Origin of the sequence: Streptomyces similanensis, assembly GCF_039543625.1 — a bacterium.
Taxonomy (GTDB): Bacteria; Actinomycetota; Actinomycetes; order Streptomycetales; family Streptomycetaceae; genus Streptomyces; species Streptomyces similanensis.
Genome location: NZ_BAABKC010000025.1, coordinates 84,774 through 107,432 on the forward strand (window position 1 = coordinate 84,774; position 22,659 = coordinate 107,432).

The 22,659-nt window shown below is 72.7% G+C and carries 20 protein-coding genes; 13 read left to right on the forward strand and 7 right to left on the reverse strand.

What is annotated here, in order from left to right; genetic code table 11:
* The first annotated feature begins 10 nt into the window (after window positions 1–10).
* The 3 genes from ABEB07_RS09225 to ABEB07_RS09235 all read left to right on the forward strand — a co-directional run bounded on the left by ABEB07_RS09225 (window position 11) and on the right by ABEB07_RS09235 (window position 2,617).
* Window positions 11–142 carry a hypothetical protein gene (locus tag ABEB07_RS09225; protein ID WP_107058449.1) on the forward strand — a complete coding sequence of 44 codons (132 nt, stop codon included), beginning with the start codon at window positions 11–13 and terminating at the stop codon, window positions 140–142.
* Between the two features lie 91 nt (window positions 143–233).
* Window positions 234–1,277: a 3-isopropylmalate dehydrogenase gene (locus ABEB07_RS09230; protein ID WP_164583754.1), complete on the forward strand. Its 1,044-nt coding sequence runs from the start codon at window positions 234–236 to the stop codon at window positions 1,275–1,277.
* A gap of 251 nt (window positions 1,278–1,528) precedes the next feature.
* Window positions 1,529–2,617, forward strand: coding sequence for a branched-chain amino acid aminotransferase (locus ABEB07_RS09235; protein ID WP_345667806.1), 1,089 nt, complete (start codon window positions 1,529–1,531; stop codon window positions 2,615–2,617).
* Between the two features lie 201 nt (window positions 2,618–2,818).
* Here the strand turns inward: ABEB07_RS09235 and ABEB07_RS09240 are convergent, their stop codons facing one another.
* Window positions 2,819–4,264, reverse strand: coding sequence for a cytosine permease (locus ABEB07_RS09240; protein WP_345667807.1), 1,446 nt, complete (start codon window positions 4,262–4,264; stop codon window positions 2,819–2,821).
* Window positions 4,265–4,421: 157 nt separating this feature from the next.
* Between ABEB07_RS09240 and ureA the strand changes: the two genes are divergently transcribed.
* From ureA to ABEB07_RS09255, 3 genes are read left to right on the forward strand one after another with little or no spacing between them, the layout of a single operon-like run.
* Window positions 4,422–5,120 (forward strand): urease subunit gamma, encoded by a 699-nt coding sequence (gene ureA, locus ABEB07_RS09245; RefSeq protein ID WP_176150621.1) that lies wholly within the window; start codon window positions 4,422–4,424, stop codon window positions 5,118–5,120.
* Window positions 5,117–6,841, forward strand: coding sequence for an urease subunit alpha (locus ABEB07_RS09250; protein WP_176150622.1), 1,725 nt, complete (start codon window positions 5,117–5,119; stop codon window positions 6,839–6,841). The genes ureA and ABEB07_RS09250 overlap by 4 nt, the downstream gene beginning before the upstream one ends.
* 36 nt (window positions 6,842–6,877) lie before the next feature.
* Window positions 6,878–7,918 carry an agmatine deiminase family protein gene (locus ABEB07_RS09255; RefSeq protein ID WP_345667809.1) on the forward strand — a complete coding sequence of 347 codons (1,041 nt, stop codon included), beginning with the start codon at window positions 6,878–6,880 and terminating at the stop codon, window positions 7,916–7,918.
* A gap of 16 nt (window positions 7,919–7,934) precedes the next feature.
* Here the strand turns inward: ABEB07_RS09255 and ABEB07_RS09260 are convergent, their stop codons facing one another.
* The 3 genes from ABEB07_RS09260 to ABEB07_RS09270 all read right to left on the reverse strand — a co-directional run bounded on the left by ABEB07_RS09260 (window position 7,935) and on the right by ABEB07_RS09270 (window position 9,791).
* Complete coding sequence (locus ABEB07_RS09260; RefSeq protein ID WP_345667810.1) at window positions 7,935–9,104, reverse strand: methyltransferase domain-containing protein; 1,170 nt, start codon at window positions 9,102–9,104, stop codon at window positions 7,935–7,937.
* Between the two features lies 1 nt (window position 9,105).
* Window positions 9,106–9,252: a hypothetical protein gene (locus ABEB07_RS09265; protein ID WP_345667811.1), complete on the reverse strand. Its 147-nt coding sequence runs from the start codon at window positions 9,250–9,252 to the stop codon at window positions 9,106–9,108.
* 170 nt (window positions 9,253–9,422) lie between these two features.
* The gene (locus ABEB07_RS09270; protein WP_345667813.1) at window positions 9,423–9,791 is read right to left on the reverse strand and encodes a hypothetical protein; all 369 of its coding nucleotides are present in this window, start codon (window positions 9,789–9,791) and stop codon (window positions 9,423–9,425) included.
* A gap of 230 nt (window positions 9,792–10,021) precedes the next feature.
* Here ABEB07_RS09270 and ABEB07_RS09275 point away from each other — a divergent pair, with 230 nt between their 5' ends.
* From ABEB07_RS09275 to cimA, 5 genes are all read left to right on the forward strand, one after another.
* Window positions 10,022–10,282, forward strand: a complete 261-nt coding sequence (locus tag ABEB07_RS09275) for a hypothetical protein (RefSeq protein ID WP_345667814.1) — start codon at window positions 10,022–10,024, stop codon at window positions 10,280–10,282.
* Window positions 10,254–10,781 carry a DUF6879 family protein gene (locus ABEB07_RS09280; RefSeq protein ID WP_345667815.1) on the forward strand — a complete coding sequence of 176 codons (528 nt, stop codon included), beginning with the start codon at window positions 10,254–10,256 and terminating at the stop codon, window positions 10,779–10,781. The genes ABEB07_RS09275 and ABEB07_RS09280 overlap by 29 nt, the downstream gene beginning before the upstream one ends.
* A gap of 28 nt (window positions 10,782–10,809) precedes the next feature.
* Entirely contained in the window at window positions 10,810–11,658 is an 849-nt protein-coding gene (locus ABEB07_RS09285; RefSeq protein ID WP_345667816.1) for a helix-turn-helix domain-containing protein, read from the forward strand.
* A 223-nt stretch (window positions 11,659–11,881) separates the two neighbouring features.
* Window positions 11,882–12,484 (forward strand): TetR/AcrR family transcriptional regulator, encoded by a 603-nt coding sequence (locus ABEB07_RS09290; protein ID WP_164583770.1) that lies wholly within the window; start codon window positions 11,882–11,884, stop codon window positions 12,482–12,484.
* Between the two features lie 379 nt (window positions 12,485–12,863).
* Window positions 12,864–14,468: a citramalate synthase gene (gene cimA, locus ABEB07_RS09295; RefSeq protein ID WP_345667817.1), complete on the forward strand. Its 1,605-nt coding sequence runs from the start codon at window positions 12,864–12,866 to the stop codon at window positions 14,466–14,468.
* A 28-nt stretch (window positions 14,469–14,496) separates the two neighbouring features.
* Here the strand turns inward: cimA and ABEB07_RS09300 are convergent, their stop codons facing one another.
* Both ABEB07_RS09300 and ABEB07_RS09305 read right to left on the reverse strand, forming a co-directional pair.
* Window positions 14,497–15,102 carry a GOLPH3/VPS74 family protein gene (locus ABEB07_RS09300; RefSeq protein WP_176150629.1) on the reverse strand — a complete coding sequence of 202 codons (606 nt, stop codon included), beginning with the start codon at window positions 15,100–15,102 and terminating at the stop codon, window positions 14,497–14,499.
* Between the two features lie 67 nt (window positions 15,103–15,169).
* On the reverse strand, window positions 15,170–17,038 hold the full coding sequence (locus ABEB07_RS09305) for a ricin-type beta-trefoil lectin domain protein (protein WP_345667818.1): 1,869 nt from the start codon (window positions 17,036–17,038) through the stop codon (window positions 15,170–15,172).
* Window positions 17,039–17,305: 267 nt separating this feature from the next.
* Between ABEB07_RS09305 and ABEB07_RS09310 the strand changes: the two genes are divergently transcribed.
* Together ABEB07_RS09310 and ABEB07_RS09315 are read left to right on the forward strand one after the other, a co-directional pair.
* Window positions 17,306–20,326, forward strand: coding sequence for a glycoside hydrolase family 3 protein (locus ABEB07_RS09310; RefSeq protein WP_345667819.1), 3,021 nt, complete (start codon window positions 17,306–17,308; stop codon window positions 20,324–20,326).
* A 151-nt stretch (window positions 20,327–20,477) separates the two neighbouring features.
* On the forward strand, window positions 20,478–21,869 hold the full coding sequence (locus ABEB07_RS09315) for a hypothetical protein (RefSeq protein WP_345667820.1): 1,392 nt from the start codon (window positions 20,478–20,480) through the stop codon (window positions 21,867–21,869).
* 55 nt (window positions 21,870–21,924) lie between these two features.
* On the opposite strand, the gene ABEB07_RS09320 is transcribed toward ABEB07_RS09315, so the two are convergent.
* The coding region (locus ABEB07_RS09320) for a CAP domain-containing protein (protein WP_345667821.1) at window positions 21,925–22,659 on the reverse strand (735 nt) is incomplete at its 5' end.

Consider the following 22,659-nt stretch of genomic DNA (forward strand, 5'->3'; position numbering starts at 1 on the left):
TCGATCCGCCATGGCCGAGACGACCGTCCGCCGCCGAGTCCGCCACGCCTCCCGTACGAGCGAGTCCGACCGCAAGAACGCCGCCGCCGCCCTCCAGCGCGCCCTCGACCGCCGGGACAACGGCGGCCAGACCGGCCACTGACCTCCATCGATCCGCACCGGTCCCGGCCGGGGAGGCGTCCATATGGCGGACATGCCGTGTCATCTCTCGGGACGAGGAGTAGGGTGCCGACATGTCTCGCAGCATCGATCTCGCAGTGATCCCCGGTGACGGCATCGGCCAGGAAGTGGTGGCCGAGGGCCTGAAGGTCCTGACCGCCGTCCTCCCGCAGGACGTGAAGCTGGAGACCAAGGAGTTCGACTTCGGCGCCCGGCGCTACCACGCCACGGGCGAGACGCTCACCGACGCCGACCTCGACGCCCTCAAGGCGCACGACGCCATCCTGCTCGGCGCCATCGGCGACCCGTCGGTGCCCTCCGGCGTCCTGGAGCGCGGCTTCCTGCTCAAGCTGCGCTTCGCCTTCGACCACCACGTCAACCTGCGCCCGAGCAAGCTCCTGCCCGGCGTCGCCACCCCGCTCGCCGGCGACCCGCGGATCGACTTCGTCGTCGTCCGCGAGGGCACCGAGGGCCCCTACACGGGCAACGGCGGCACCATCCGCAAGGGCACCGCGCACGAGGTGGCCACCGAGGTCTCGGTCAACACCGCCTTCGGCGTCGAGCGCGTCGTCCGCGACGCCTTCGCCCGCGCCCAGGCCCGCCCGCGCAAGAAGCTCACGCTGGTCCACAAGAACAACGTGCTGACCTTCGCCGGCCACCTGTGGACGAACATCTTCAACAAGGTGGCCGAGGAGTACCCCGAGGTCGCCACCGAGTACATCCACGTCGACGCCGCCACCATCTACCTGGTCACCCAGCCCGAGCGCTTCGACGTCATCGTCACCGACAACCTCTTCGGCGACATCATCACCGACCTCGCCGCGGCCGTCTCCGGCGGCATCGGCGTGGCCGCCTCGGGCAACATCAACCCGAGCGGCGCGTTCCCGTCGATGTTCGAGCCGGTCCACGGCTCGGCCCCGGACATCGCCGGCCAGGGCAAGGCCGACCCCACCGCCACGGTGCTCTCCGTCGCCCTGCTCCTGCGCCACCTCGGCTACGAGGCCGAGGCGACCCGGATCGAGGACGCCGTCTCCGCCGACCTCGCGGAGCGCGGCGGGCTGCCCGCGCGCAGCACCTCCGAGATCGGCGACGCGCTGGCCGTACGAGTAGCCGGCTGACCCGCCGCTCGCACCATCGAAGCCGTCGGGTCGCATTCCGCGCCCGGCGGCTTTCCCGTGTCCGCCGCCGGGTGCCACCATCAAACCCCGGGCCGCCTTTCACCCCGATTCCGTCCGCAGCGGGCCCCGCGCGATAATCGAACGCGGAGCCGCGGCATGAGGGAATGCTCGGACGTCCGACCACTGGCCGGAAACGGTCGTGACGGGCGTGAATGCGGCCCGTCACGACAACCGGTGAAGGACATCCATTCATGACGACGCCCACGATCGAGCTCAAGCCCTCCGCCCATCCGCTGTCCGCCGCCGAGCGTGAGGCGATCCTGGCCAGCCCCGGCTTCGGCCGCCACTTCACCGACCACATGGTGACGATCCGGTGGACCGAGGGCCGCGGCTGGCACGACGCGCAGCTCGTCCCGTACGGCCCGATCTCCATCGACCCCTCCTGCCACGTCCTGCACTACGGCCAGGAGATCTTCGAGGGGCTCAAGGCGTACCGCCGGCCCGACGGCTCGGTCGCGGTCTTCCGCCCGGAGGCCAACGCCCGCCGCTTCCGGGGCTCCGCCCGCCGGATGGCCATGGCCGAGCTGCCGGAGGAGCTGTTCATCGAGGCGCTGGACGCGCTGCTGACGCAGGACGCCGACTGGGTCCCGCCGCACGGTGGCGAGGAGTCGCTGTACCTGCGGCCGTTCATGTTCGCCTCGGAGACCGGGCTCGGCGTCCACCCGGCCAACGAGTACCTGTTCATGCTGATCGCCTCGCCCTCCGGCGCGTACTTCGCCGGCGGCGTCAAGCCGGTCACCATCTGGGTCGCCGAGGACCACGTCCGCGCGGTGCCCGGCGGCACCGGCGACGCGAAGACCGGCGGCAACTACGCGGCCTCCCTGCTGCCCCAGGCCGAGGCCGCCGCGCACGGCTGCGACCAGGTCGTCTACCTCGACGCGGTGACCCGCACCAAGGTCGAGGAGAGCGGCAGCATGAACGTCGCCTTCGTCTACGGCGACCGGATCGTCACCCCGGAGCTGAGCGGCTCCATCCTGGAGGGCATCACCCGCGACTCCCTCCTCCAGGTCGCCCGCGACCTCGGTCTTCAGGCCGAGGAGGGCGTGATCACCCTGGAGCAGTGGCGGGCCGACGCCGCCTCCGGCGCGCTCACCGAGGTCTTCGCCTGCGGCACCGCCGCGGTGGTCACCCCGATCGGCCACGTCAAGACCAAGTCGGACGCCTGGACCCACGGCGACGGCACGCCCGGCGAGGTCACCCTGCGCCTGCGCGAGGCGCTGCTGGGCATCCAGCGCGGCGCCGTCGAGGACAAGCACGGCTGGATGCACAAGATCGGCTGACGCCCCGCGCCCGGGACCGGCCGGCGCCGCGCGCCCGGGACCGGCCGGCGGCCCACGGAGAAGAACCGGCCGCGCCCCATGTCCGGACCGGGCCCCGCGAGGGCCTCGGTCCGGACGGGCGTCCCGGCCGGGCACCGCGAGTGACCCGGCCGGGAGTCTCGTCGCCCCTGCCGCGGACCCGGGTCCGCGGCAGGCGCCGGTCTACAGCTCCCCGCTCACCGTCAGGGCCGCCGCGGCCTCCCCGTCCGCGGCGGCCCCCGCGCGTTCCCGGCCGCCGGCCGTCAGCGCCAGGTAGACCAGGCCGCCCGCCGCGCCCGACAGCAGGAAGCTGCAGTCCACGCCGCCGGTCAGGTGCAGCAGCGGACCCTGGTAGGAGGGCAGGGAGACGGCCAGCAGCCCGACGCCGGCGCCCACCGCCCAGGAGGCGGTCGCCCGCACGTTCCAGCCGGCCCGGTACCAGTAGATCCCGCCCCGCGAGCGGCGGTTGAAGACCTGGAGGGCGTCGGCGTCGTAGCGGCCCCGGCAGCGGACGAAGCCGATGAGGGTGACGACCGCCCACGGGGTGCCGATCGCGGTGAGCAGCAGCACGAACGACGTCATCGCCGACTGGGCGTTCCAGGCGTAGTGCCCGGCGAAGACGCAGACGGTGGCGACGACGGCGACGGTGTAGGTGGCGCGGGCGCGGGAGGCGCGCGGCAGGATCGCGTCCAGGTCCAGGCCCATCGAGTACAGCATCAGCCCGGCGTTGCCGACCGAGCCGGCGGAGGCGGCCAGCAGCAGCGGCACCAGGTACCAGCCGGGGGAGGCGTCGACCAGCGGCCCGGCGTAGTCGAACGCGGCCCGCGCGCCGTACGCCGTGAAGGTGCCGAACAATTGCGGCACCAGCAGGCCGGCGATCAGCCCGAGCCAGGTGGCGCGCAGCACCCGGCGGGGGGAGTGGCGGCGCGGGGAGATGTAGCGGGTGTAGTCGCCCAGCAGGGTGATGAAGGCGATCGGCCCGGACAGTCCGGCGGCCACCGCGGCCAGGAACCAGGTCGGCCAGAACCCGCCCAGCAGGTAGCCGCCGGTCTCGGGCAGCGCGGCGGTGCCGAAGTGCGGGGCGTAGGCGAGCACGCCGAGGGCGAGCAGGGCGGTCATGCCGACCGCGAGGACGCGTGACATGGCGAGCAGTACCCGGTAGCCGTAGACCGCGCCGGTGACGGTGGCGGCGGCGAGCAGCGTGTAGACGATCGCGTACGCCGCTGAGCTCGGGGCCAGTCCGAACAAGCGGTGCAGGACGCTCACCATCACGTCGCCGCCGATCCATACCGTCAGCGCGGTGTAGCCGAGGGCGAGCAGCAGTCCGACCACCGAGCCGACCAGCCGGCCGCGCACCCCGAACTGGGCGCCGGAGGAGGTCGACAGGTTGGTGGCGGTGCGCAGCGAGACCAGGGCCAGCGGTGCGGTGAACAGGGCGCCGACGACCGTGCCCGCCACGACCGCGCTGACCGAGGCCCACCAGCCGAGGCCGAAGGACGCCGGCAGCCAGCCGAAGATGATCACGCCGAGGCAGAGGTTGGAGCCGAGGAGGATCGACACCAGGTCGCGTGGTCCGCTGCCGCGTTCCGCTTCCGGGATGGTGTCGACTCCGTGCTGTTCTATCGGCATGGCCGGGACTCCTTCGACTGCCGCCCGCTGGGGGTGAGGGAGGTTAGATCGACGTTCAATGTGACGCGGCTGATACCGTGCCGTCAATCTTTCGCTTCCATGAATTTCACGTTTAGAGTGGTGTTCTAAAGTGCGAAAGGCAAGGAGGTGCCGAGGCGTGAGACTGACTCCCACCGAACGTGACCGGCTGCTGCTCTTCGGGGCCGCCGAACTGGCCCGCGCCCGCCGGGCCCGGGGCCTGCGGCTCAACGTGCCCGAGGCCACCGCCCTGATCGCCGACACGGTGTGCGAGGCCGCCCGCGACGGCGCCCGCCTCGCCGAGGCGATCGAGCGCGCCCGTGCGGTGCTCGGCCCGGACGACGTCCTGCCGGGCGTCGCCGACGTGGTCACCGAGGTCCATGTGGAGGCCGTCTTCGACGACGGCTCCCGGCTCGCGATCGTCACCGAGCCGCTGGCCGGCGGGAGCCAGGGCGAGGCGGCGCCGGGCGCGCTGCTGCCCGGACCGCAGCACGCCGACCCCGAGCCGGCCGTGTGCCTGACGGTCACCAACACCGCGGCCGTCCCCGTCTCCGTCACCTCGCACTTCCACTTCTTCGAGGCCAACCCGCGCCTCGACTTCGACCGCGCCGCCGCCTACGGCATGCGCCTGGCGGTGCCCGCCGGATCGTCGGTGCGCTTCGGGCCCGGCGAGAGCGCCGAGGTCGGTCTCGTGCCGATCGGCGGGGCGCGCGTCGCGATCGGCTTCGCCGGACTGGTCGACGGGCCGCTGGACGCGCCCGGGGCGAAGCAGGAGGCCCTGCGCCGGGCCGCCGCCTGCGGCTATCTGGGCATCACCACGGAAGGAGACGAGCGATGAGCCGATCCAAGGGACGCGAGGTGAGCCGGGCGATCCACGTCGACCCGCACGCCTACGCCGCCACCCACGGCCCGCGCGCCGGAGACCGCGTCCGCCTCGGCGACTCCGGGCTGGTCGTCCGCGTGGAGTCCGACGCGCAGCGCTACGGCGACGAGTTCCTCGCCGGCTTCGGCAAGACCGCCCGCGACGGACTGCACCTGAAGGCCGCCGCCGTCCGCGAGACCTGCGACGTCGTGATCAGCAACGTCGTCGTGATCGACGCGGCGCAGGGCATCCGCAAGGTGTCCATCGGCATCCGCGAGGGCCGCATCCACGCGATCGGCCGGGCCGGCAACCCCGACACCCTGGACGGCGTGGACGTCGTCGTCGGCACCGGCACGACCATCGTCTCCGGCGAGGGCATGATCGCCACCGCCGGCGCCGTCGACACCCACGTCCACCTGCTGTCGCCGCGCATCATGGAGGCCTCGCTCGCCTCCGGCGTGACCACGATCATCGGCCAGGAGTTCGGGCCGGTGTGGGGCGTCGGCGTCAACTCGCCGTGGGCGCTCAAGCACGCGTTCGGCGCCTTCGACGCCTGGCCGGTCAACATCGGCTTCCTGGGCCGGGGTTCGTCCTCGCACGAGGCCCCGCTGATCGAGGCGCTGGCCGAGGGCGGCGCGTCCGGCTTCAAGGTGCACGAGGACATGGGCGCCCACACCCGCGCCCTGGACACCGCGCTGCGCGTCGCCGAGGAGCACGACGTGCAGGTGGCCCTGCACAGCGACGGCCTCAACGAGTGCCTGTCGGTGGAGGACACCCTGCGGGTGCTGGAGGGCCGCACCATCCACGCCTTCCACATCGAGGGCTGCGGCGGCGGACACGTCCCCAACGTGCTGAAGATGGCGGGCGTGCCGAACGTCATCGGCTCCTCCACCAACCCCACCCTGCCCTTCGGCCGGGACGCGGTCGCCGAGCACTACGGCATGATCGTCTCCGTCCACGACCTGAAGACCGACCTGCCCGGCGACGCGGCGATGGCCCGCGATCGCATCCGGGCCGGCACGATGGGCGCCGAGGACGTGCTGCACGACCTGGGCGCGATCGGCATCACCTCCTCCGACGCGCAGGGCATGGGCCGGGCCGGCGAGACCGTCCGCCGCACCTTCGCGATGGCCGGCAAGATGAAGGCCGAACTGGGCCCGATCGACGGCGACGGCGACGGCGACGACAACGCCCGCGTGCTGCGCTACATCGCCAAGCTGACCATCAACCCGGCCATCGCGCACGGCCTCTCCCACGAGGTCGGCTCGCTGGAGGTGGGCAAGCTCGCCGACATCGTGCTGTGGCGCCCCGAGTACTTCGGCGCCAAGCCGCAGCTGGTGCTGAAGTCGGGCTTCCCGGCGTACGGCGTGGTCGGCGACCCCAACGCGGCCACCGACACCTGCGAACCCCTCGTCCTCGGCCCGCAGTTCGGCGCGCACGGCGCCACCCCCGCCGAGATCTCGGTCGCCTTCGTCGCCCAGGCGGCCCTGGACCAGGGCCACGACACGATGCCCACCCGCAGGCGCCGGGTCGCCGTCCGGCACACCCGCGGCATCGGCCCCGCCGACCTGCGGCTCAACTCCCGCACCGGAGCGGTCGACGTCGACCAGCGCACCGGCCTGGTCACCCTCGACGGCGACCCGCTGCGCTCCGAGCCCGCCGACTCCGTCTCCCTCAACCGCCTGTACTTCCTCTGAGGCCCGGCCCCAGACTTCCGCTAAGGACCGACGCACATGACCACCCCCGCAGCCGACGGCTTCCGCATGCCCGCCGAGTGGACGCCGCACGAGCGCACCTGGATGGCCTGGCCGGGCCCCAACCCGACCTTCGAGACCCCCGAGGAGGTCGCCGGCTCGCGCGCCGCGTGGGCCTCGGTCGCCCGCGCCATCCGCCGCCACGAACCGGTCACCGTGGTGTGCGGCCCCGGCCAGTCCGCCGAGGCTCGCGCCCTGCTCGGCGAGGACGTCGAGACGGTGGAGCGCGAGCTGGACGACGCCTGGATGCGCGACATCGGCCCCACCTTCCTGACCAACGGCGCCGGCGAACTGGCCGCCGTGGACTGGACGTTCAACGGCTGGGGCGCGCAGGACTGGGCGCGCTGGGAGCACGACTCCAAGATCGGCGCGTACGTCTGTGACCTGGCCGGCGCGAAGACGTACGCCTCGAAGCTGGTCAACGAGGGCGGCGCGATCCACGTCGACGGCGAGGGCACCGTCCTGCTGACCGAGACCGTCCAGCTCGGCCCCGAGCGCAACCCGCACTGGACCCGGGAGCAGGTCGAGGCGGAGATCCACGCCCACCTCGGCACCGAGAAGGCGATCTGGCTGCCGCGCGGCCTGACCGGCGACTACCCCCCCTACGGCTACGGCACCCTCGGCCACGTCGACATCGTCGCCGCCTTCGCCCGCCCCGGCGTGGTCGTCGCCCACCACCAGCCCGACCCCGCCCACCCCGACCACGAGGTCACCAAGGAGGTCATCGGCCTCCTGAAGTCCGCCACCGACGCCCGGGGCCGCCGCCTGGAGGTGGTGGAGATCGCCGCCCCAACCGTCCTGGAGGCGGACGGCCACTGGGCCGACTACTCCTACATCAACCACTACCTCTGCAACGACGGCGTGATCCTGTGCGCCTTCGACGACCCGCGCGACGAAGAGGCGGCCGCCGTCTTCCGCCGTCTCTTCCCCGACCGCACGGTCACCCTCGTGGACGCCCGTACGATCTTCTCCGGAGGGGGAGGCATCCACTGCATCACCCAGCAGCAGCCGAAGGTCTGACCGGGCGGGCCCTGCTTCACACGTCCCAGACCTCCGTCGGGCAGTCGAGCCAGGCGTGCTGACCGTGTGCCGTAACGGTGAGGCCGAACCGTTCGTAGCCCGGTTCGCCGGCCGCCCGCCACCAGGAGAGGGCGGCCGACACCTCGTCCCACAGGCGGCGGGGGCCGGACTGCCAGACCTGCGCTTCGGCCCGGCCCTCGCGGAACATGACACACGCCCAGGACCGGTCCGTCAGGCCGTAGAACCAGACCGGCCGGGCGCCGTCGCGCTCGGCCGCCGCCTGATGGTGGCAGTCGCGCACCCTGAGCCCGACGGCGAACCGTGTGACGGCGAACCGCCCGTCGCCGAGCAACTGCTCCTCGGTCACGGTCGTCGTGCCGCGGTCGGCACCGCTCACGCCGTCCGGCACGTACGCCCGGTGGCCGGCGAACGAGGACCGCTGGGAGCGCAGCTTCATGAACTCCACCGGTCCCAGGAAACGGCCTGACGCGGACGCCTGATCCTCCGCCAGGTCGAGGCGTACGAGGGCGTCCTCGTTGCCGAAGTGCGTTCCCCACGGCGCGACGACGCGGCCGCCGTGGGCGGTGTCGCGGAGCCAGGCGGGCGGGATCTGCCGGACGCCGGCCGTGGCGATGATCCGGTCGTACGGGGCGCCGGTCTCGTCACCGTCCGCGCCGTCCCGGGTGAGGACGGTGCACGGGAGTTCCTCGGCCGCCAGACGGCCGCGTGCCGCGTCGGCCACGTGCGGGTCGATCTCGATGCTCGTCACGTTGTCCACGCCGAGCCGCGACGCCAGGAGCGCGGCGTTCCAGCCGGTGCCGGTGCCGATCTCCAGGACGCGATGGCCGGCTTGGACGTCAAGCGCGCTGAGCATACGGAAGACGACCGAGGGCATGGACGCGGACGACGTCGGCACGCTGCCGCGTCCCTCGCCGGCACCGTCGTCCCACTGGGTGACGATCGGGACATCGGCGTTGGCGTACGCGGCCCACAGCTTCGGCTCGTCGCGCCGGTCGACGGCAACGGTGTCGCCCGTGGTCATGTCGTACGGCCACATCAGGTCGGGCAGGAATGCGGACCGGGGCACGGCGAGGAAGGCCGGCGTCCAGTCAGGCGTCAGGTGCTCGCGTCCGAGGAGGGAGCGGCCCAGCGCGGTCCGCTCCTCCTCCGCTCCGGTGAGTTCCATCTCAGCCGAGGAACCTCGGGCCGCTGTCGGGGGACGGCGGTTCCTGCGGGCCGGGCCACGGCTCACCGGGCAGGCCGTCACCGCCCTCGCCTCCGCTGCCGTCTCCGCTGCCGCCTCCAGCCGTTCGCCAGGTGAACTCGTCCTTCATCGCTCTCTCCTTCGGTGTGTCCGTCGTGCGCGCCGCCGCCCCACGGGGGAAGGCGGTCGACGGGCGGCAGAGTGTGGGGCAGAGGTACACGTCCCGCGCGGCCCCCGACGCCGAGTCGACCGGGATCACTTCCGGCTCGCCCTCGATGGGCTCGGCGCAGCGGTCGCAGATCACCGGCGCCCCTCCCGCACCAGCCGGTACAGGGCCCGCCCGACCGGGCAGAGAGCGGCCTCGCCCACGCACCGCTCACACGCTGGGGTGTGGGCGAAGAGGCCCTCGTGCGCGCGCTTGGCGGCGCACTCGCGGCAGGCGCGCGGGAACCAGCCGGGGCCGGTCTCGTCGTGCTGCTCGCCCAGGTCCACGGCGGTCTCCGCGTTCAGCGGGCCGCGGGCGCACCACACGCAGTCGGCGCCGCGGGCCTGGCTGTCGGTGACGCTCTCACGGGTCGGGAGCCGCAGAACCTCGAGGACGGCGGCCGTGAGCCCCCGTAAGGCGGCGGGCGCTGCTGGGATGGGTGTTGCGACGGTGCCGTTCGTCATGTCGGCGCTCCTCGGGCGTCGGCCACAGCCCCGGGAGGTGACCGCCTCGCCGGGGCTCTGTCGTCCTTGCCGACGCTAGGAGTGTGATGCGCGGCGCTTCCACTGATGTTCGCCGATGTTCACGACTATCCGCCGAACGGGTGTAATGGCCAGAACACGGCTTGCCGCCGTACCGCCGAGTGGCCGAGTGTGATGAACATCCGTGCACATCACGAGTGAGGGAGACCGCCGTGTCAATACAGTTCATCGGCATCGACCCGAACACCGGACAGGGCGAAAGCCCCACGGTCTGGGTCGATGAGAGCAAGGGCGAACTCATCATCCAAGGGTGGAAGCCGGACGCCGAGACGGAGGCCGAATGCGCCCGCTTCCAGGCGCCGGACCACGCCGCCGGCATCCCGGACCACGAGCAAGTCGTACGGATCCCCGCCCGCATGACGTCGATCCTGAGGGAGGCATGCGATGCCGCGGAGCGTGCCCAGCTTCGCTGATCTGCTGGACGGCGCCCGACGCTCCGCCGTCCACCTCGAGATGCGCGACAGCTACGGAGTCTCCAGCGAGGCAGATGACTTCGCCCGGTGGCAGGCCACCGGCCAGGTGGACACCGACCCGGACTCCCCGTACTGGGCGCCCTGGACCGACCTGATCCGCCGCATCACCGCCCGCGGGGTCATCGTCCGCCGCGCCCGCATCGTGTCCGAGCCGGTCAGCGACTACATCCGCTACGAGCACGCGGGCACCGGCGTCAACCTCGCCGCCGGCGAGTCGGTGCGCTGGCTGCCCCGTCGGCGCGCGTCGGACATCGCCCTGCCCGGGAACGACTTCTGGCTGATCGACAACCGCCTCATCCGCTGGAACCACTTCACCGGCGACGGTGCCGGCGCACCCGGCGAGATCAGCGAGGATCCGGCCGCGGCGCGCCTGTGCGCCCAGGCCTTCGAAGCCGTGTGGGAACGCGCGACCCCGCATCACGAATACAAGATCCAGTAGCACCACACGAAAGGCTCAGGCGCAGCACATGGCCACCTCCCCCTCCTCCTCGGGACAGGAGGCGCGCGAACGCGTCGCGCGTCGCCTGCGGGACCTGCGCGCCGACGCCGGTCTGACGGGGACGGAGCTGGCCGTGCGCTGCGGCTGGACCCACCCCAAGACCAGCCGCATCGAGAACGGCCGCACACCACCGACCCCCGACGACATCCGCCGCTGGTGCCAGGCCTGCGACGCCGAGGGCCAGGCGCCCGACATCATCGCCGAGTCCCGGGACGCGGAGTCCGCCTACGTGGAGTGGCGGCGCAAGGTGCGCGCCGGCCTGAAACGCCTGCAGGACAGCTACCTCCAGCTGTACCGATCCACCGAACTGTTCCGCATCTACTCGCCCACCCTGGTGCCCGGCCTGCTGCAGACCGAGGGATACGCGCGCGCCGTCCTGTCGGCCACGGCGGACTTCCTCGAACTGCCCGACGACGCCGAAGCGGCGGCCGCCGCCCGCGTGCAGCGCTCCCAGATCATCCACGAGCCTGGTCGCCGCTTCGTCATGGTCATCGAGGAGAGCGTCCTCTACCACCGGCTCGGCGACACCGACGCAATGGCCGCCCAGCTCGGCTACCTCCTCACCGCCGGCGCGCTGCCTCTCGTGTCGCTGGGCATCATCCCCCACAGCTCGCCGCGCGGACTGTGGCCGCAGGAACTGTTCCACGTCTACGACGACCAACTCGTGTCCGTCGAGCTGATGGCGGCCCGCGTCCGCATCACCCAGCCGTCCGAAGTGGTCCTCTACCTGAAGGCCTTCGAGCAACTGCGCGCCATGGCCGTGTACGGCGCCGACGCCCGCGCCCTGGTCCTGCGCGCCATCGAGGCACTGCACTGACACTCGGACACGAGGAAGACCCCCACCGACCGAAACCGGTGGGGCCCAGGGACGCCGCGAGGTCCGGTACGGGCTGTTCGCGACGGGTGCGGATCGCGTGCGGGCACGGGGCCCGGGCGGCGCCGGCCTCCCCGCTCCTGAGAAGATGGCCCCGCGGTGGCGGTCACCACGTCACCTCACCCCGGCGCCAGCCGAAGTCACGAACCCGTCAGGAGAGTCGCAGATGGCCGATGGGGTGCGGGCGCGCCGGAGCGCGCCGCCCCGCGAGGAGGTCCTCGCAGCCGCCATGGAGATGATCGCCGAGCGCGGTCTGGAGAAGCTGACCATGGCGGCGCTCGGCCGTGCGGTCGGGATGAGCAGCGGGCACCTGCTCTACTACTTCGGCTCCAAGGACGAACTGCTGCTGCGCACCCTGGAGTGGAGCGAGAGCCGGCTCGGCGCCGAGCGCGGCCGGCTGCTCACCCGCGCCGCCCCCGCCCGCGAACGCCTGGCCGCCTACGTCGACCTGTACGTGCCCGACGGCCACCGCGACCCGCACTGGACGCTGTGGCTGGAGGTCTGGAACCGGTCGCTCGGCGCCGTCGCGGACGCCCGCGACCGGCAGGCCGCCATCGAGGGCGCCTGGCACCGCGACCTGGCCGCCCTGGTCGCCGAGGGCGTCTCCCGCGGCGAGTTCCGCCCCGTGGACGCCGACCGCTTCGCCGCCCGCCTGCGCGCCCTGCTGGACGGCTTCTCCATCCACGTCGCCATCGGCCTGCGCGGCACCGACCGCGAGCAGGCCCTCGGCCACGTACGAGAGTTCCTGACCGAGTCGCTGTACCGCTAGCCGCGCGTCGCCCGCCCCTCGCCGGGGCAGCCGCCTGCCGGACCTCACCCGGGTGAAGGCCGCCCGAGGCGTCCACGCCGACGCCCGCATCCTGAGACGGCGGTGAGCGCGCGGGCGGTACTGTGCCAGACTGCCCCCGTGCTCTCGTTCGCCATGATTATTGGCAGCAGGCGCGCCGGTCCGCAGTGACCGTCACGTACGACCAGGTACGGACGGCCACCGTCGTCCTCGACCCGCGCGCAGACCTCTCGCACCCGCGAGGGGTTTTTCGTTTTCCTGGCCCACCCGCAGCCGGGAGCGAGGCGCGAGGGAGTATTGGGGGGACGGTGGAGCCGGTCATTCCGGTACGACCGAGATCCCTTTCCAGGAGCCCAGAGACATGACCGAAACCAGCCGGCTGGACGATTCGTTCCACGTCTTCGACACCACCCTGCGCGACGGCGCCCAGCGCGAGGGCATCAACCTCACCGTCGCCGACAAGCTGGCCATCGCTCGGCACCTCGACGACTTCGGCGTGGGCTTCATCGAAGGCGGCTGGCCCGGCGCGAACCCGCGCGACACCGAGTTCTTCGCCCGCGCCCGCGAGGAGATCGACTTCCAGCACGCCCAGCTCGTCGCCTTCGGCGCCACCCGCCGGGCCGGCGCCAAAGCGGCCGACGACCCGCAGGTCAAAGCGCTGCTGGACTCCGGCGCCGAGGTGATCACCCTGGTGGCCAAGTCGCACGACCGGCACGTGGAGCTGGCGCTGCGCACCACCCTGGAGGAGAACCTGGAGATGGTCCGCGACACCGTCTCCCACCTGCGCGCCCAGGGCCGCCGCGTCTTCGTCGACTGCGAGCACTTCTTCGACGGCTACCGCGCCGACCCCGAGTACGCCAAGGCCGTCGTCCGGGCCGCCGCGGAGGCCGGCGCGGACGTCGTCGTGCTGTGCGACACCAACGGCGGCATGCTGCCCGCCCAGATCCAGGCCGTAGTCGCCACCGTCCTCGCCGACACCGGCGCCCGCCTCGGCATCCACGCCCAGGACGACACCGGCTGCGCCGTCGCCAACACCCTCGCCGCCGTCGACGCCGGCGCCACCCACGTCCAGTGCACCGCCAACGGCTACGGCGAGCGCGTCGGCAACGCCAACCTCTTCCCGGTCGTCGCCGCCCTGGAACTGAAGTACGGCAAGCAGGTGCTGCCCGAGGGCCGGCTGCGCGAGATGACCCGCATCTCCCACGCCATCGCCGAGGTCGTCAACCTCACCCCCTCCACCCACCAGCCCTACGTCGGCGTCTCCGCCTTCGCCCACAAGGCCGGACTGCACGCCTCCGCCATCAAGGTCGACCCCGACCTGTACCAGCACATCGACCCCGAGCGGGTCGGCAACACCATGCGGATGCTGGTCTCCGACATGGCCGGGCGCGCCTCCATCGAGCTGAAGGGCAAGGAACTCGGCATCGACCTCGGCGGCGACCGCGAGCTGGTCGGCCGGGTCGTGGAGCGGGTCAAGGCGCGCGAGCTCAAGGGCTACACCTACGAGGCCGCCGACGCCTCCTTCGAGCTGCTGCTGCGCGCCGAGGCCGAGGGCCGGCCGCTGAAGTACTTCTCCGTGGAGTCCTGGCGCGCCATCGTCGAGGACCGCCCCGACGGCACCCACGCCAACGAGGCCACCGTCAAGCTGTGGGCCAAGAGCGAGCGCATCGTCGCCACCGCCGAGGGCAACGGCCCGGTCAACGCCCTGGACCGTGCCCTGCGCGTCGCCCTGGAGAAGATCTACCCGCAGCTGGGCGCCCTGGAGCTGGTCGACTACAAGGTCCGCATCCTGGAGGGCAAGCACGGCACGTCCTCCACCACCCGCGTCCTGATCTCCACCTCCGACGGCACGGGCGAGTGGTCCACGCTCGGCGTCGCCGAGAACGTCATCGCCGCCTCCTGGCAGGCCCTGGAGGACGCCTACACCTACGGCCTGCTGCGCGCGGGGGTCGAACCGGCCGCCTGAACCGTCCGGACCCCGGCCCCCGGCCGCCTCATGGACCCCGCCAGATGTTCTGGAACGCCGCGTCCTCGATCCGCCGCCGCTGCCGCACCGCCTCCAGCTCGGTCACCGCGCCGTTGACGGCGGCCAGCACGGTGACCGCGGCCTCGTCCTCGGGGACGGGGATCTCCCCGGCCCCCTCGGGCTCGATGCCGAGCGCCGCGGCGAGCCCGGCGAGGACCGGCTCGTGGAAGGCCCAGCGGTCGCCCGCCGACCGCCGCGCCGGGCCGTCGACCGGCACCGGCCGCTCGGTGCCCCGGGGCAGCAGCCGGCGGCGCGGCGTCGCGAGCTGCCCCTCCGCCTCCAGCACACGGACGTAGGCGGCGGCCAGCGCGCGCCCGCGCCGCCACAGCCAGTCCTCGACCGGCTCGTACGGCGCTTCGCGGACCAGCGCGGCCACCGCCTCGTCCAGCATCCGGTCGCCGGTGGCCGACGCCGAGCCCGGTACGACGCGCTCGCCGTCCAGCGCGACGCGCCCCGCCGCGAGCAGGTCGGCCAGCTCGGCCCCGGCCAGGGCCAGCGACAGGTCGCCCTGCTCGACGGGGCGCGTGCCGGGCACGTCCAGGGCCACGATCAGCAGGTCGCGCGGTGTGGTCATACGCTCCAGCATGTCGCGGCCCCGCCCGATCCGCAGCACGGACCGCGACCCCTGGCCCCCGTGGTTCCTACTGGAGCCGCCACTTCTGGTTGGCCGCCCCGGTGCACGACCAGATCTGCGCCCGTGCCCCGTTCGCCGACGAGTTGTCCGTGACGTCCAGGCACTTGTCGGCGGCCGTGTTCACCACGTCACCGGTGGAGCTGTTGTACGACCACTGCTGCGCGCCGGTGCCGTTGCAGCCGTAGAGCTGCGTCTTCGCGCCGTTCGCCGTCGAACCGGAGACCACGTCCAGGCACTTGCCGAGCGCCCGGACCGTGCCGTCGCCCTGCACGGTCCACTGCTGGGCGGTGCTGCCGTTGCAGTCGTAGAGCTGGACCGCCGTGCCGTCCGCGCTCGAACCGCCCGCCACGTCCAGGCACTTGCCCGCGAGCCCGCTGAACGCCCCCGTCCTCGCCCCGCCCCCGGACTGCGTGCCGGACCAGGTGAAGGTGGCCGAGGTCTTCGCGGGCAGCGCGTAAGTGGCGTGCTGGGAGCCCCAGTTCACGGTGACCGTCTTCGCGCTCGTGCCGCCGTTGTAGGCGATCAGCGCCTTGGAGCCGTCCGGGTTGCGCCAGGCCACGTTCGGCACCGCCGTGGAGGCGGTGGAGGCGATGCGCTGCGCGCCGGGGCGGACGAACTTCGTCAGGTGGCCCATCGTGTAGTACTCGACGGTGTAGTCGACCTGTCCGGACCTGCCGTCGCCGTTGTGCACGGTGATCAGCCCGGTGCAGGTGCCGCAACCGCCGTTGTGCGGGCCCATGTTCTGGTCCACGGCCAGCGACCACTTGGTCACCGACTTCGCCCAGTTGCGGGTGTAGTCGATGATGTTGGACATGTCCTCGCGCTGCTGGTCGGCGATCCAGGTGCCGCCGGAGTGCTCGGTGCCGAAGGCGTCCAGCGACGGGTACTGGTTGTGCACGCTGGTCTGCTTGGTCACGTCGCCGCCGTAGCCGTGCCAGGCGATCCCGCCGAAGTTCGGGTGGGTGCGGATCGCCGCGTCGTCCACGCTGGGCGCGGCGTAGGAGTCGTAGGTGTCCCAGTTCCAGTCCAGCGCCAGGACCTTGGTGCTCAGGCCCGCCGCCTGGAGCTTGGGCAGCAGTTCGCTCTTGAGGAAGTACTGGAGGCCGCTCGCGTTCCAGCTCATCGAGGGGTAGCCCGAGCAGCAGGTCGGCTCGTTCTGCGCGGTGACGTAGGAGACCGGGACGCCCTGGTCCTTGTACGCCTGGAGGTACTTCACGAAGTACGAGGCGTACGCCCCGTAGTCCTCCGCCTTCAGCCAGCCGCCGTTGAGCTGGCCGCTGTCCTTCATCCAGGCCGGCGCGGTCCACGGCGAGGCCATCACGGTCGCCGCCGGGTTCAGCTGGAGCGCCTGCCTGGTCAGCGGGACGACGTCGGCGAGGTCGTGCGCGATCGAGAACTTGGCCAGCGACGGGTCGCTCTGCCCGGCGGGCACGTCGTCGTAGGTGTAGCCGTAGCGGGCGAGATCGGAGGCGCCCATCGGATTGCGCAGGAAGGACAGGCCGATGCCGTCGGTGGGCGAGAACAGCTTGCGCATCGTGGCGTCGCGCGTCGCCTGGGACAGCGCGCCGCTGCTGTTCATCAGGTAGGCGGCGGTGTCGGTGAAGGAGGCGCCGCCGCCGGTGAAGGTCTGGTAGCGGGTGTTCTCGTCCACGGTGATGTTCTCGCCCGAGCCGCCGGTCCCGGACTGGAAGGCGAACGGGGTCTGCGGCTCCAGACCGCGCACCACGTGCCGGCCGCCGCTGTCGTCGGTCGTGGTCAGCCACGCGGTGACCTGCTCGCCGGCCGCGTGCGCGGTGGGCGCGGCCAGGGCCGTCAGCCCGGCGGTGGTGAGCAGCCCGGCCAGCAGCAGCCGGACCGCGCGCAGGGGTCTTCTCATCGTGCGCCGCCCTTTCGGAAGGTGGGGGGAAGAGAGGGGGAGGCGTGCGAGCCGTGAGTAAATGACGGCACGGGCGGCCCGTCAAGGGGGTGTGCGTTCATTGCTCGAAGCGACAACGGCCCGTAAGTCGCCGGGAGTTGAGCCGCGTACCAGTTCCGGTGTGAAGTCTTGACGGATCGCCGCCGCCCCATTTAACTCACGCCCTGATCTAAGTCATGAGTGAATCGTGAGCCTCAGGAAGCCCCTGAGACGAGGGAAGGTCCGTGCATGCGAAGAACCGCCCTGCTCGCCTCCGCCGCGCTGCTCACCGCGCTGGTGCCGCTGGCCACCGCACAGGCGGCCCCCGCCTCCGACGATCCCGCCCCCGTGCCCGTAGACCGCTTCGAGGGCGAGGTGCCCTTCGCGGGCCAGCCCGCCGAGGGCATCTTCACCTGGGGCGGCGACAGCGACGACCCGCCCGCCCTCCAGCTCACCGCCCGCTCCGACGCACCCGAGGGCGAGAAGGTCCTCACCGGCACGTACGACATCAGCGGCTACGGCGGCTTCACCCACGACTACGCCGCCGGCCTGCCGGCTCACGACTGGTCGGCCCACAAAGGCATCCGCCTGTGGTGGGAGGGCCAGAACGACGGCAAGAAGATCCCGTTCGAGATCAAGGACGGCGGCGCCAACGGCGAGGCGTCCGAGCTGTGGACGACGTCCTTCACCGACGACTTCACCGGCTGGAAACAGATCGAGCTGCCGTTCGCCGACTTCACCTATCGCACGGACTACCAACCGGTCGGCGGCATCGACCACGTCCTCGGCCTGACCCAGATGTGGGGCTACTCCCTCACCCTGCCCACCGGCGTCAAGGGCCGCTTCGCCATCGACGACGTGGAGCTGTACGGCAAGGCCGACCAGTCGCTGCGCGCCTCCGTCACCACCGACGCGCCCGTCTACGCGGTCACCGAGGGCGGTACGGCGAAGGTGCGGATCACCGTCGCCACCACCGGCGCCGCCCCGCTCACCGAGCCCGTCACGGTCGCCTACCGCACCGCGGGCGGCACCGCCGACGCCGGCAAGGACTACACGCCCGTCTCCGGCACGCTCACCTTCCCGGCCGGCACCGCCTCCGGCGCCTCGCGCACCGTCGAGGTGCGCACCCTGAAGGACAGGGCGGCCGAGAGCGCCGAGACGATCCCGCTCGCCCTGACCGTCACCGGCGCCAAGGCACCCGCGCAGCAGCCGCAGGTGGTGGTGGACGCCCACGGGCTGCCCTACCTCGACACGCGCCTGCCGGTGAAGAAGCGCGTCGCCGACCTGGTGTCCCGGCTCTCGCTCGCGGAGAAGGCCGGCCAGATGACCCAGGCCGAGCGCGGCGCGATGAGCAACCCCGGTGACATCGCCGGCTACGCCCTCGGCTCCCTGCTGTCCGGCGGCGGCTCCACGCCCACGCCCAACACCGCCGCGGCCTGGGCGAAGATGATCGACGGCTACCAGCTCCAGACCCGGGCCACCCGCTTCCAGATCCCGCTGGTCTACGGCGTCGACGCCGTCCACGGCCACAACAACCTGGCCGGTGCGACGATCATGCCGCACAACATCGGCCTCGGCGCGAGCCGCGATCCGCGCCTGGCCGAGCAGGCCGGCGCGGTGACCGCCGCCGAGGTCCGTGCCTCCGGCCCCCAGTGGGACTTCGCGCCCTGCCTGTGCGTCACCCGCGACGAACGCTGGGGCCGCTCCTACGAGTCCTTCGGCGAGGACCCGGCGCTGGTGACATCCATGGAGACGGTGATCCAGGGCCTCCAGGGCCGCGCCGACGGCAGCGACCTGGACCGCGACGACAAGGTGCTGGCCACCGCCAAGCACTTCGTCGGCGACGGCGGCACCGTCTACGGCTCCTCCACCACCGGCACCTACACCATCGACCAGGGCGTCACCGAGGTCACCCGGCAGCAGCTGGAGGACATCCATCTCGCGCCCTACCAGGACGCCGTGGACCGGGGCATCGGCACCGTCATGCCGTCCTACTCCTCCCTCGACATCGCCGGCGACGGCGAGGGCCCGGTCAAGATGCACGCCCGCGGCGACATGATCAACGGCGTGCTCAAGGACCGGATGGGCTTCGACGGCTTCGTCATCAGCGACTACAACGCCCTCGACCAGCTCCCCGGCGCCTACCCCGCGCAGGTCACCGCGTCCGTCAACGCGGGCGTCGACATGATGATGGTCCCCTACAGCTACACCAAGTTCACCTCCACCCTGATCGACGAGGTGAAGGCGGGCCGGATCAGCGAGCGGCGGATCGACGACGCCGTCTCCCGCATCCTGACCGAGAAGTTCGAGCTGGGCCTCTTCGAGCACCCCTACACCGACACCCGCAACGCCTCGGAGATCGGCTCCGCCGACCACCGCGCGGTCGCCCGCAAGGCCGCCGCCGAGTCGCAGGTGCTCCTGAAGAACAACCAGAACGTGCTCCCGCTGAAGAAGAGCCAGAAGGTCTACGTCGCCGGGTCCAACGCCGATGACATCGGCAACCAGACCGGCGGCTGGACCATCACCTGGCAGGGCTCCTCCGGGAACATCATCAAGGGCACGACGATCCTCCAGGGCATGCGGAACGCCGGCGGGAACGTCACCTACTCCAAGGACGCCTCCGCGCCCACGAGCGGCTACGACGTCGGCGTGGTCGTCGTCGGCGAGACCCCGTACGCCGAGGGCGTCGGCGACGTCGGCAACGGCCACAGCATGGAGCTGTCCGCCGCCGACAAGGCCGCCGTGGACAAGGTGTGCGCGGCGATGAAGTGCGCGGTGCTGGTCGTCTCCGGCCGCCCGCAGCTCGTCGGCGACCGCCTCGGGACCATCGACGCCCTGGTCGCCTCCTGGCTGCCGGGCACCGAGGGCGACGGCGTGGCCGACGTGCTCTACGGCAAGCGCGCCTTCACCGGCAAGCTCCCGGTGACCTGGCCGAAGAGCGAGGCACAGCTGCCGATCAACGTCGGGGACGCCTCCTACGACCCGCAGTTCCCCTACGGCTGGGGCCTGACCACCCTGACGAGGACGCCGTCGGGCGGCACGGCCACGCTGAAGGCGCTCGGCATCGCGGCGACCCTCGCCGAACGGGCGCACGCCGCCGACGCCGGCCGCGCCTTGGTCGGCCAGGCCCGGCTGATCGTCCAGCAGAAGGCAGCGAACAGCATGAGCGCGGCGGTGGCGAAGCCCTTCGCCGACGCCGACCACCTGCTGCTGACCGGAAAGTACGGGGCCGCGGTGGAACGGCTGACGGCGGCGTACCGGGCGGCATGACCGGGTAGCCGCACACCGGGGAAGGCGCACGGCAGGACGGCGCACCTACGGATCTCCGTAGGTGCGCCGCTCTCGTCGCCGCACCCGCCCGGCCGTCCGGCCCGCACCGGCGATGCGCCCCTAATGCCCTGTTTTCCGGTAATTTCTCACTATGAAGGCCGCCGCCGTGACCCGAGCACGCGTCCCCGTACAGCTGCTGCTGGCGCTCGCGGTGGCCGTCATGGCCGCCCTCGCGACCGGCGTCCCGCCGGCCGCCGCCGACACCTCCGTCTCGGCCGTCGCCCGGGCGCTGCGCGAGAGCCCGGTCTACGTCGACCCGGCGGCCCGGGCGCAGCTGCCGGCCGGCGACGCGGACGCACTGGCCCGACGGATCAAGGACGCCGGCAAACCCCTGTTCATCGCGGTCCTCCCGGCCGGCTATCCCACCCAGAGCCTCTTCACCGACCTGCGCACCGCGACCGGCGTCACCGGCGCCTACGCCGTCCGCCTCGGCGACCGCTTCGACGCCCGCGCCGACTCCTCGGTGCTGCCCCGCACCGCCGTCCAGAACCTCGTCACCAGCGTCCAGGGCGAGGACACCAGGACCCAGCTCACCGACTTCACCGACCGGGCACTGGCCAACATGCGCGGCTCGGCCCCGGCCTCCTGGGGCGGCTCCGGCCGCGGCGGCACGTCGAGCACCGCGCTGATCACCGCGGGCGCGGTCCTGGTGGCGGGCGGCGTCGGCGCGTACGCCCTGGTCCGGCGCGGCCGCAGCCGGAAGGCGGCCGAGCAGCGGGCCGCGCTGGAGCGGCTGCGGGTGGTGGTGGACGAGGACATCACGGCCTTCGGCGAGGAACTCGACCGCCTCGACTTCCACCCCGCGGAGGCCGGCGCCGACGACGCCATGCGCGCGGACTACGAGCGCGCCCTCAACGCCTACGACCAGGCGAAGCAGTCCATGGCCGAGGCCCGCAGGCCCGAGGACGTGCGGCCCGTCACCCAGGCCCTGGAGGACGGCCGCTTCAGCCTCGCCCAGCTCGCCGCCCGCCGCGCGGGCCGGCCGCTGCCCGAGCGCCGCCCGCCCTGCTTCTTCGACCCGCGCCACGGCCCCTCGGTCGCCGACGCCGCCTGGACGCCCGTGGGCGGCGCGCCCCGCGAGGTCCCCGTCTGCGCCGCCGACGCCACCCGCCTGGCCGACGGCCGCGACCCGGTGGTCCGCGAGGTCGACACCGACTGGGGCCGCCGCCCCTACTGGGACGCGGGCCCCGCCTACGGCCCGTGGGCCGGAGGCTACTTCGGCGGCGGCATCCTCCCCGGCCTCCTCGTCGGCACCCTGCTCGGCAGCATGATGTCCGCCCCCGCCTACGGCGCCTACTACGGCACGGGCTACGGCGACTTCGGCGGCGACGCCGGCGGTTTCGGCGGCTACGACGGCGGCGACGTCTCCGGCGCCGACTTCGATCCCGGCGACTTCGGCGGCGGCTTCGGCGGCGGGGACGCCGGGGGCGGCGGCGACTTCGGCGGGGGAGGGAACAGCGGCGACTTCGGCGGCGGGTTCTGAGCCGCCCGCCTCGCGCGCGGAGCCGGGGGAGCCGGTCCGGGCGGCGGGGCGGACGTCACATGCGGGTGCCGAAGTCCTGGGTCCACCAAGGGCCGCCCGAGCCCTTGTGCACGCCCACGCCGAGGTTCTTGAACGCGCAGTTGAGGATGTTCGCGCGGTGGCCGGGGCTGTTCATCCAGGAGTCCATCACCGACTGGGGACTCTGCTGGCCCCGGGCGATGTTCTCGCCGTACGTCGACCAGCGGTAGCCCGCGGCGGTGATGCGGTCGCCGGGGTCCTTGCCGTCGGGGTTGGTGTGCTCGAAGAAGTTCCGGGCGGCCATGTCGTCGGAGTGGGCCTGCGCGGCGGCGTCCAGCTGGGAGTCGCCGGTGACCGGGCCGCAACCCGCCTTGGAGCGCTCCTGGTTGACGAGCGCGATGACCTGCGCGACGGTCCCGGCCGGAGCGGGCTGGGCGGGCTGGGCGGGCGGTGCGCCGGTCGCGGTGCGGGTGGGCCGGGGCTGCGGCTTGCGCGTCGGGGCGGGCGTGGTCCTCTTCGGACTCGGGCTCCTGGACGCGCTCGGGCTCTTGGACGGCGAGGCGGACGGGGACGCGGACCGGGAGGCCGACGCGGAGGCCGAGGGCGAGAGCGCCGGGCTCGCGGCCGTCGCGGCGAGGTCGGTGACCGGGGTGGTGGGCGCCTCGGCCACGGTGTCGCCGTCGTGCGAACCGCCGCCCGGACCGGTGCCGACGTACCAGGCGCCGCCGCCCGCGAGGCAGACGGCCACGACCGCGGCGGCCGCCGCCCGCCT

Coding starts and splice junctions, on each gene's coding strand:
- ABEB07_RS09280 (WP_345667815.1), top strand. CDS start 10,254: ATGCCGCGGAGCGTGCCCAGCTTCGCTGATCTGCTGGACGGCGCCCGA.
- cimA (WP_345667817.1), top strand. CDS start 12,864: ATGACCGAAACCAGCCGGCTGGACGATTCGTTCCACGTCTTCGACACC.
- ABEB07_RS09230 (WP_164583754.1), top strand. CDS start 234: ATGTCTCGCAGCATCGATCTCGCAGTGATCCCCGGTGACGGCATCGGC.
- ABEB07_RS09225 (WP_107058449.1), top strand. CDS start 11: ATGGCCGAGACGACCGTCCGCCGCCGAGTCCGCCACGCCTCCCGTACG.
- ABEB07_RS09285 (WP_345667816.1), top strand. CDS start 10,810: ATGGCCACCTCCCCCTCCTCCTCGGGACAGGAGGCGCGCGAACGCGTC.
- ABEB07_RS09270 (WP_345667813.1), bottom strand. CDS start 9,791: ATGACGAACGGCACCGTCGCAACACCCATCCCAGCAGCGCCCGCCGCC.
- ABEB07_RS09310 (WP_345667819.1), top strand. CDS start 17,306: ATGCGAAGAACCGCCCTGCTCGCCTCCGCCGCGCTGCTCACCGCGCTG.
- ABEB07_RS09250 (WP_176150622.1), top strand. CDS start 5,117: ATGAGCCGATCCAAGGGACGCGAGGTGAGCCGGGCGATCCACGTCGAC.
- ABEB07_RS09300 (WP_176150629.1), bottom strand. CDS start 15,102: ATGACCACACCGCGCGACCTGCTGATCGTGGCCCTGGACGTGCCCGGC.
- ABEB07_RS09235 (WP_345667806.1), top strand. CDS start 1,529: ATGACGACGCCCACGATCGAGCTCAAGCCCTCCGCCCATCCGCTGTCC.
- ABEB07_RS09260 (WP_345667810.1), bottom strand. CDS start 9,104: ATGGAACTCACCGGAGCGGAGGAGGAGCGGACCGCGCTGGGCCGCTCC.
- ABEB07_RS09305 (WP_345667818.1), bottom strand. CDS start 17,038: ATGAGAAGACCCCTGCGCGCGGTCCGGCTGCTGCTGGCCGGGCTGCTC.
- ABEB07_RS09290 (WP_164583770.1), top strand. CDS start 11,882: ATGGCCGATGGGGTGCGGGCGCGCCGGAGCGCGCCGCCCCGCGAGGAG.
- ABEB07_RS09240 (WP_345667807.1), bottom strand. CDS start 4,264: ATGCCGATAGAACAGCACGGAGTCGACACCATCCCGGAAGCGGAACGC.
- ABEB07_RS09265 (WP_345667811.1), bottom strand. CDS start 9,252: ATGAAGGACGAGTTCACCTGGCGAACGGCTGGAGGCGGCAGCGGAGAC.
- ABEB07_RS09255 (WP_345667809.1), top strand. CDS start 6,878: ATGACCACCCCCGCAGCCGACGGCTTCCGCATGCCCGCCGAGTGGACG.
- ABEB07_RS09315 (WP_345667820.1), top strand. CDS start 20,478: ATGAAGGCCGCCGCCGTGACCCGAGCACGCGTCCCCGTACAGCTGCTG.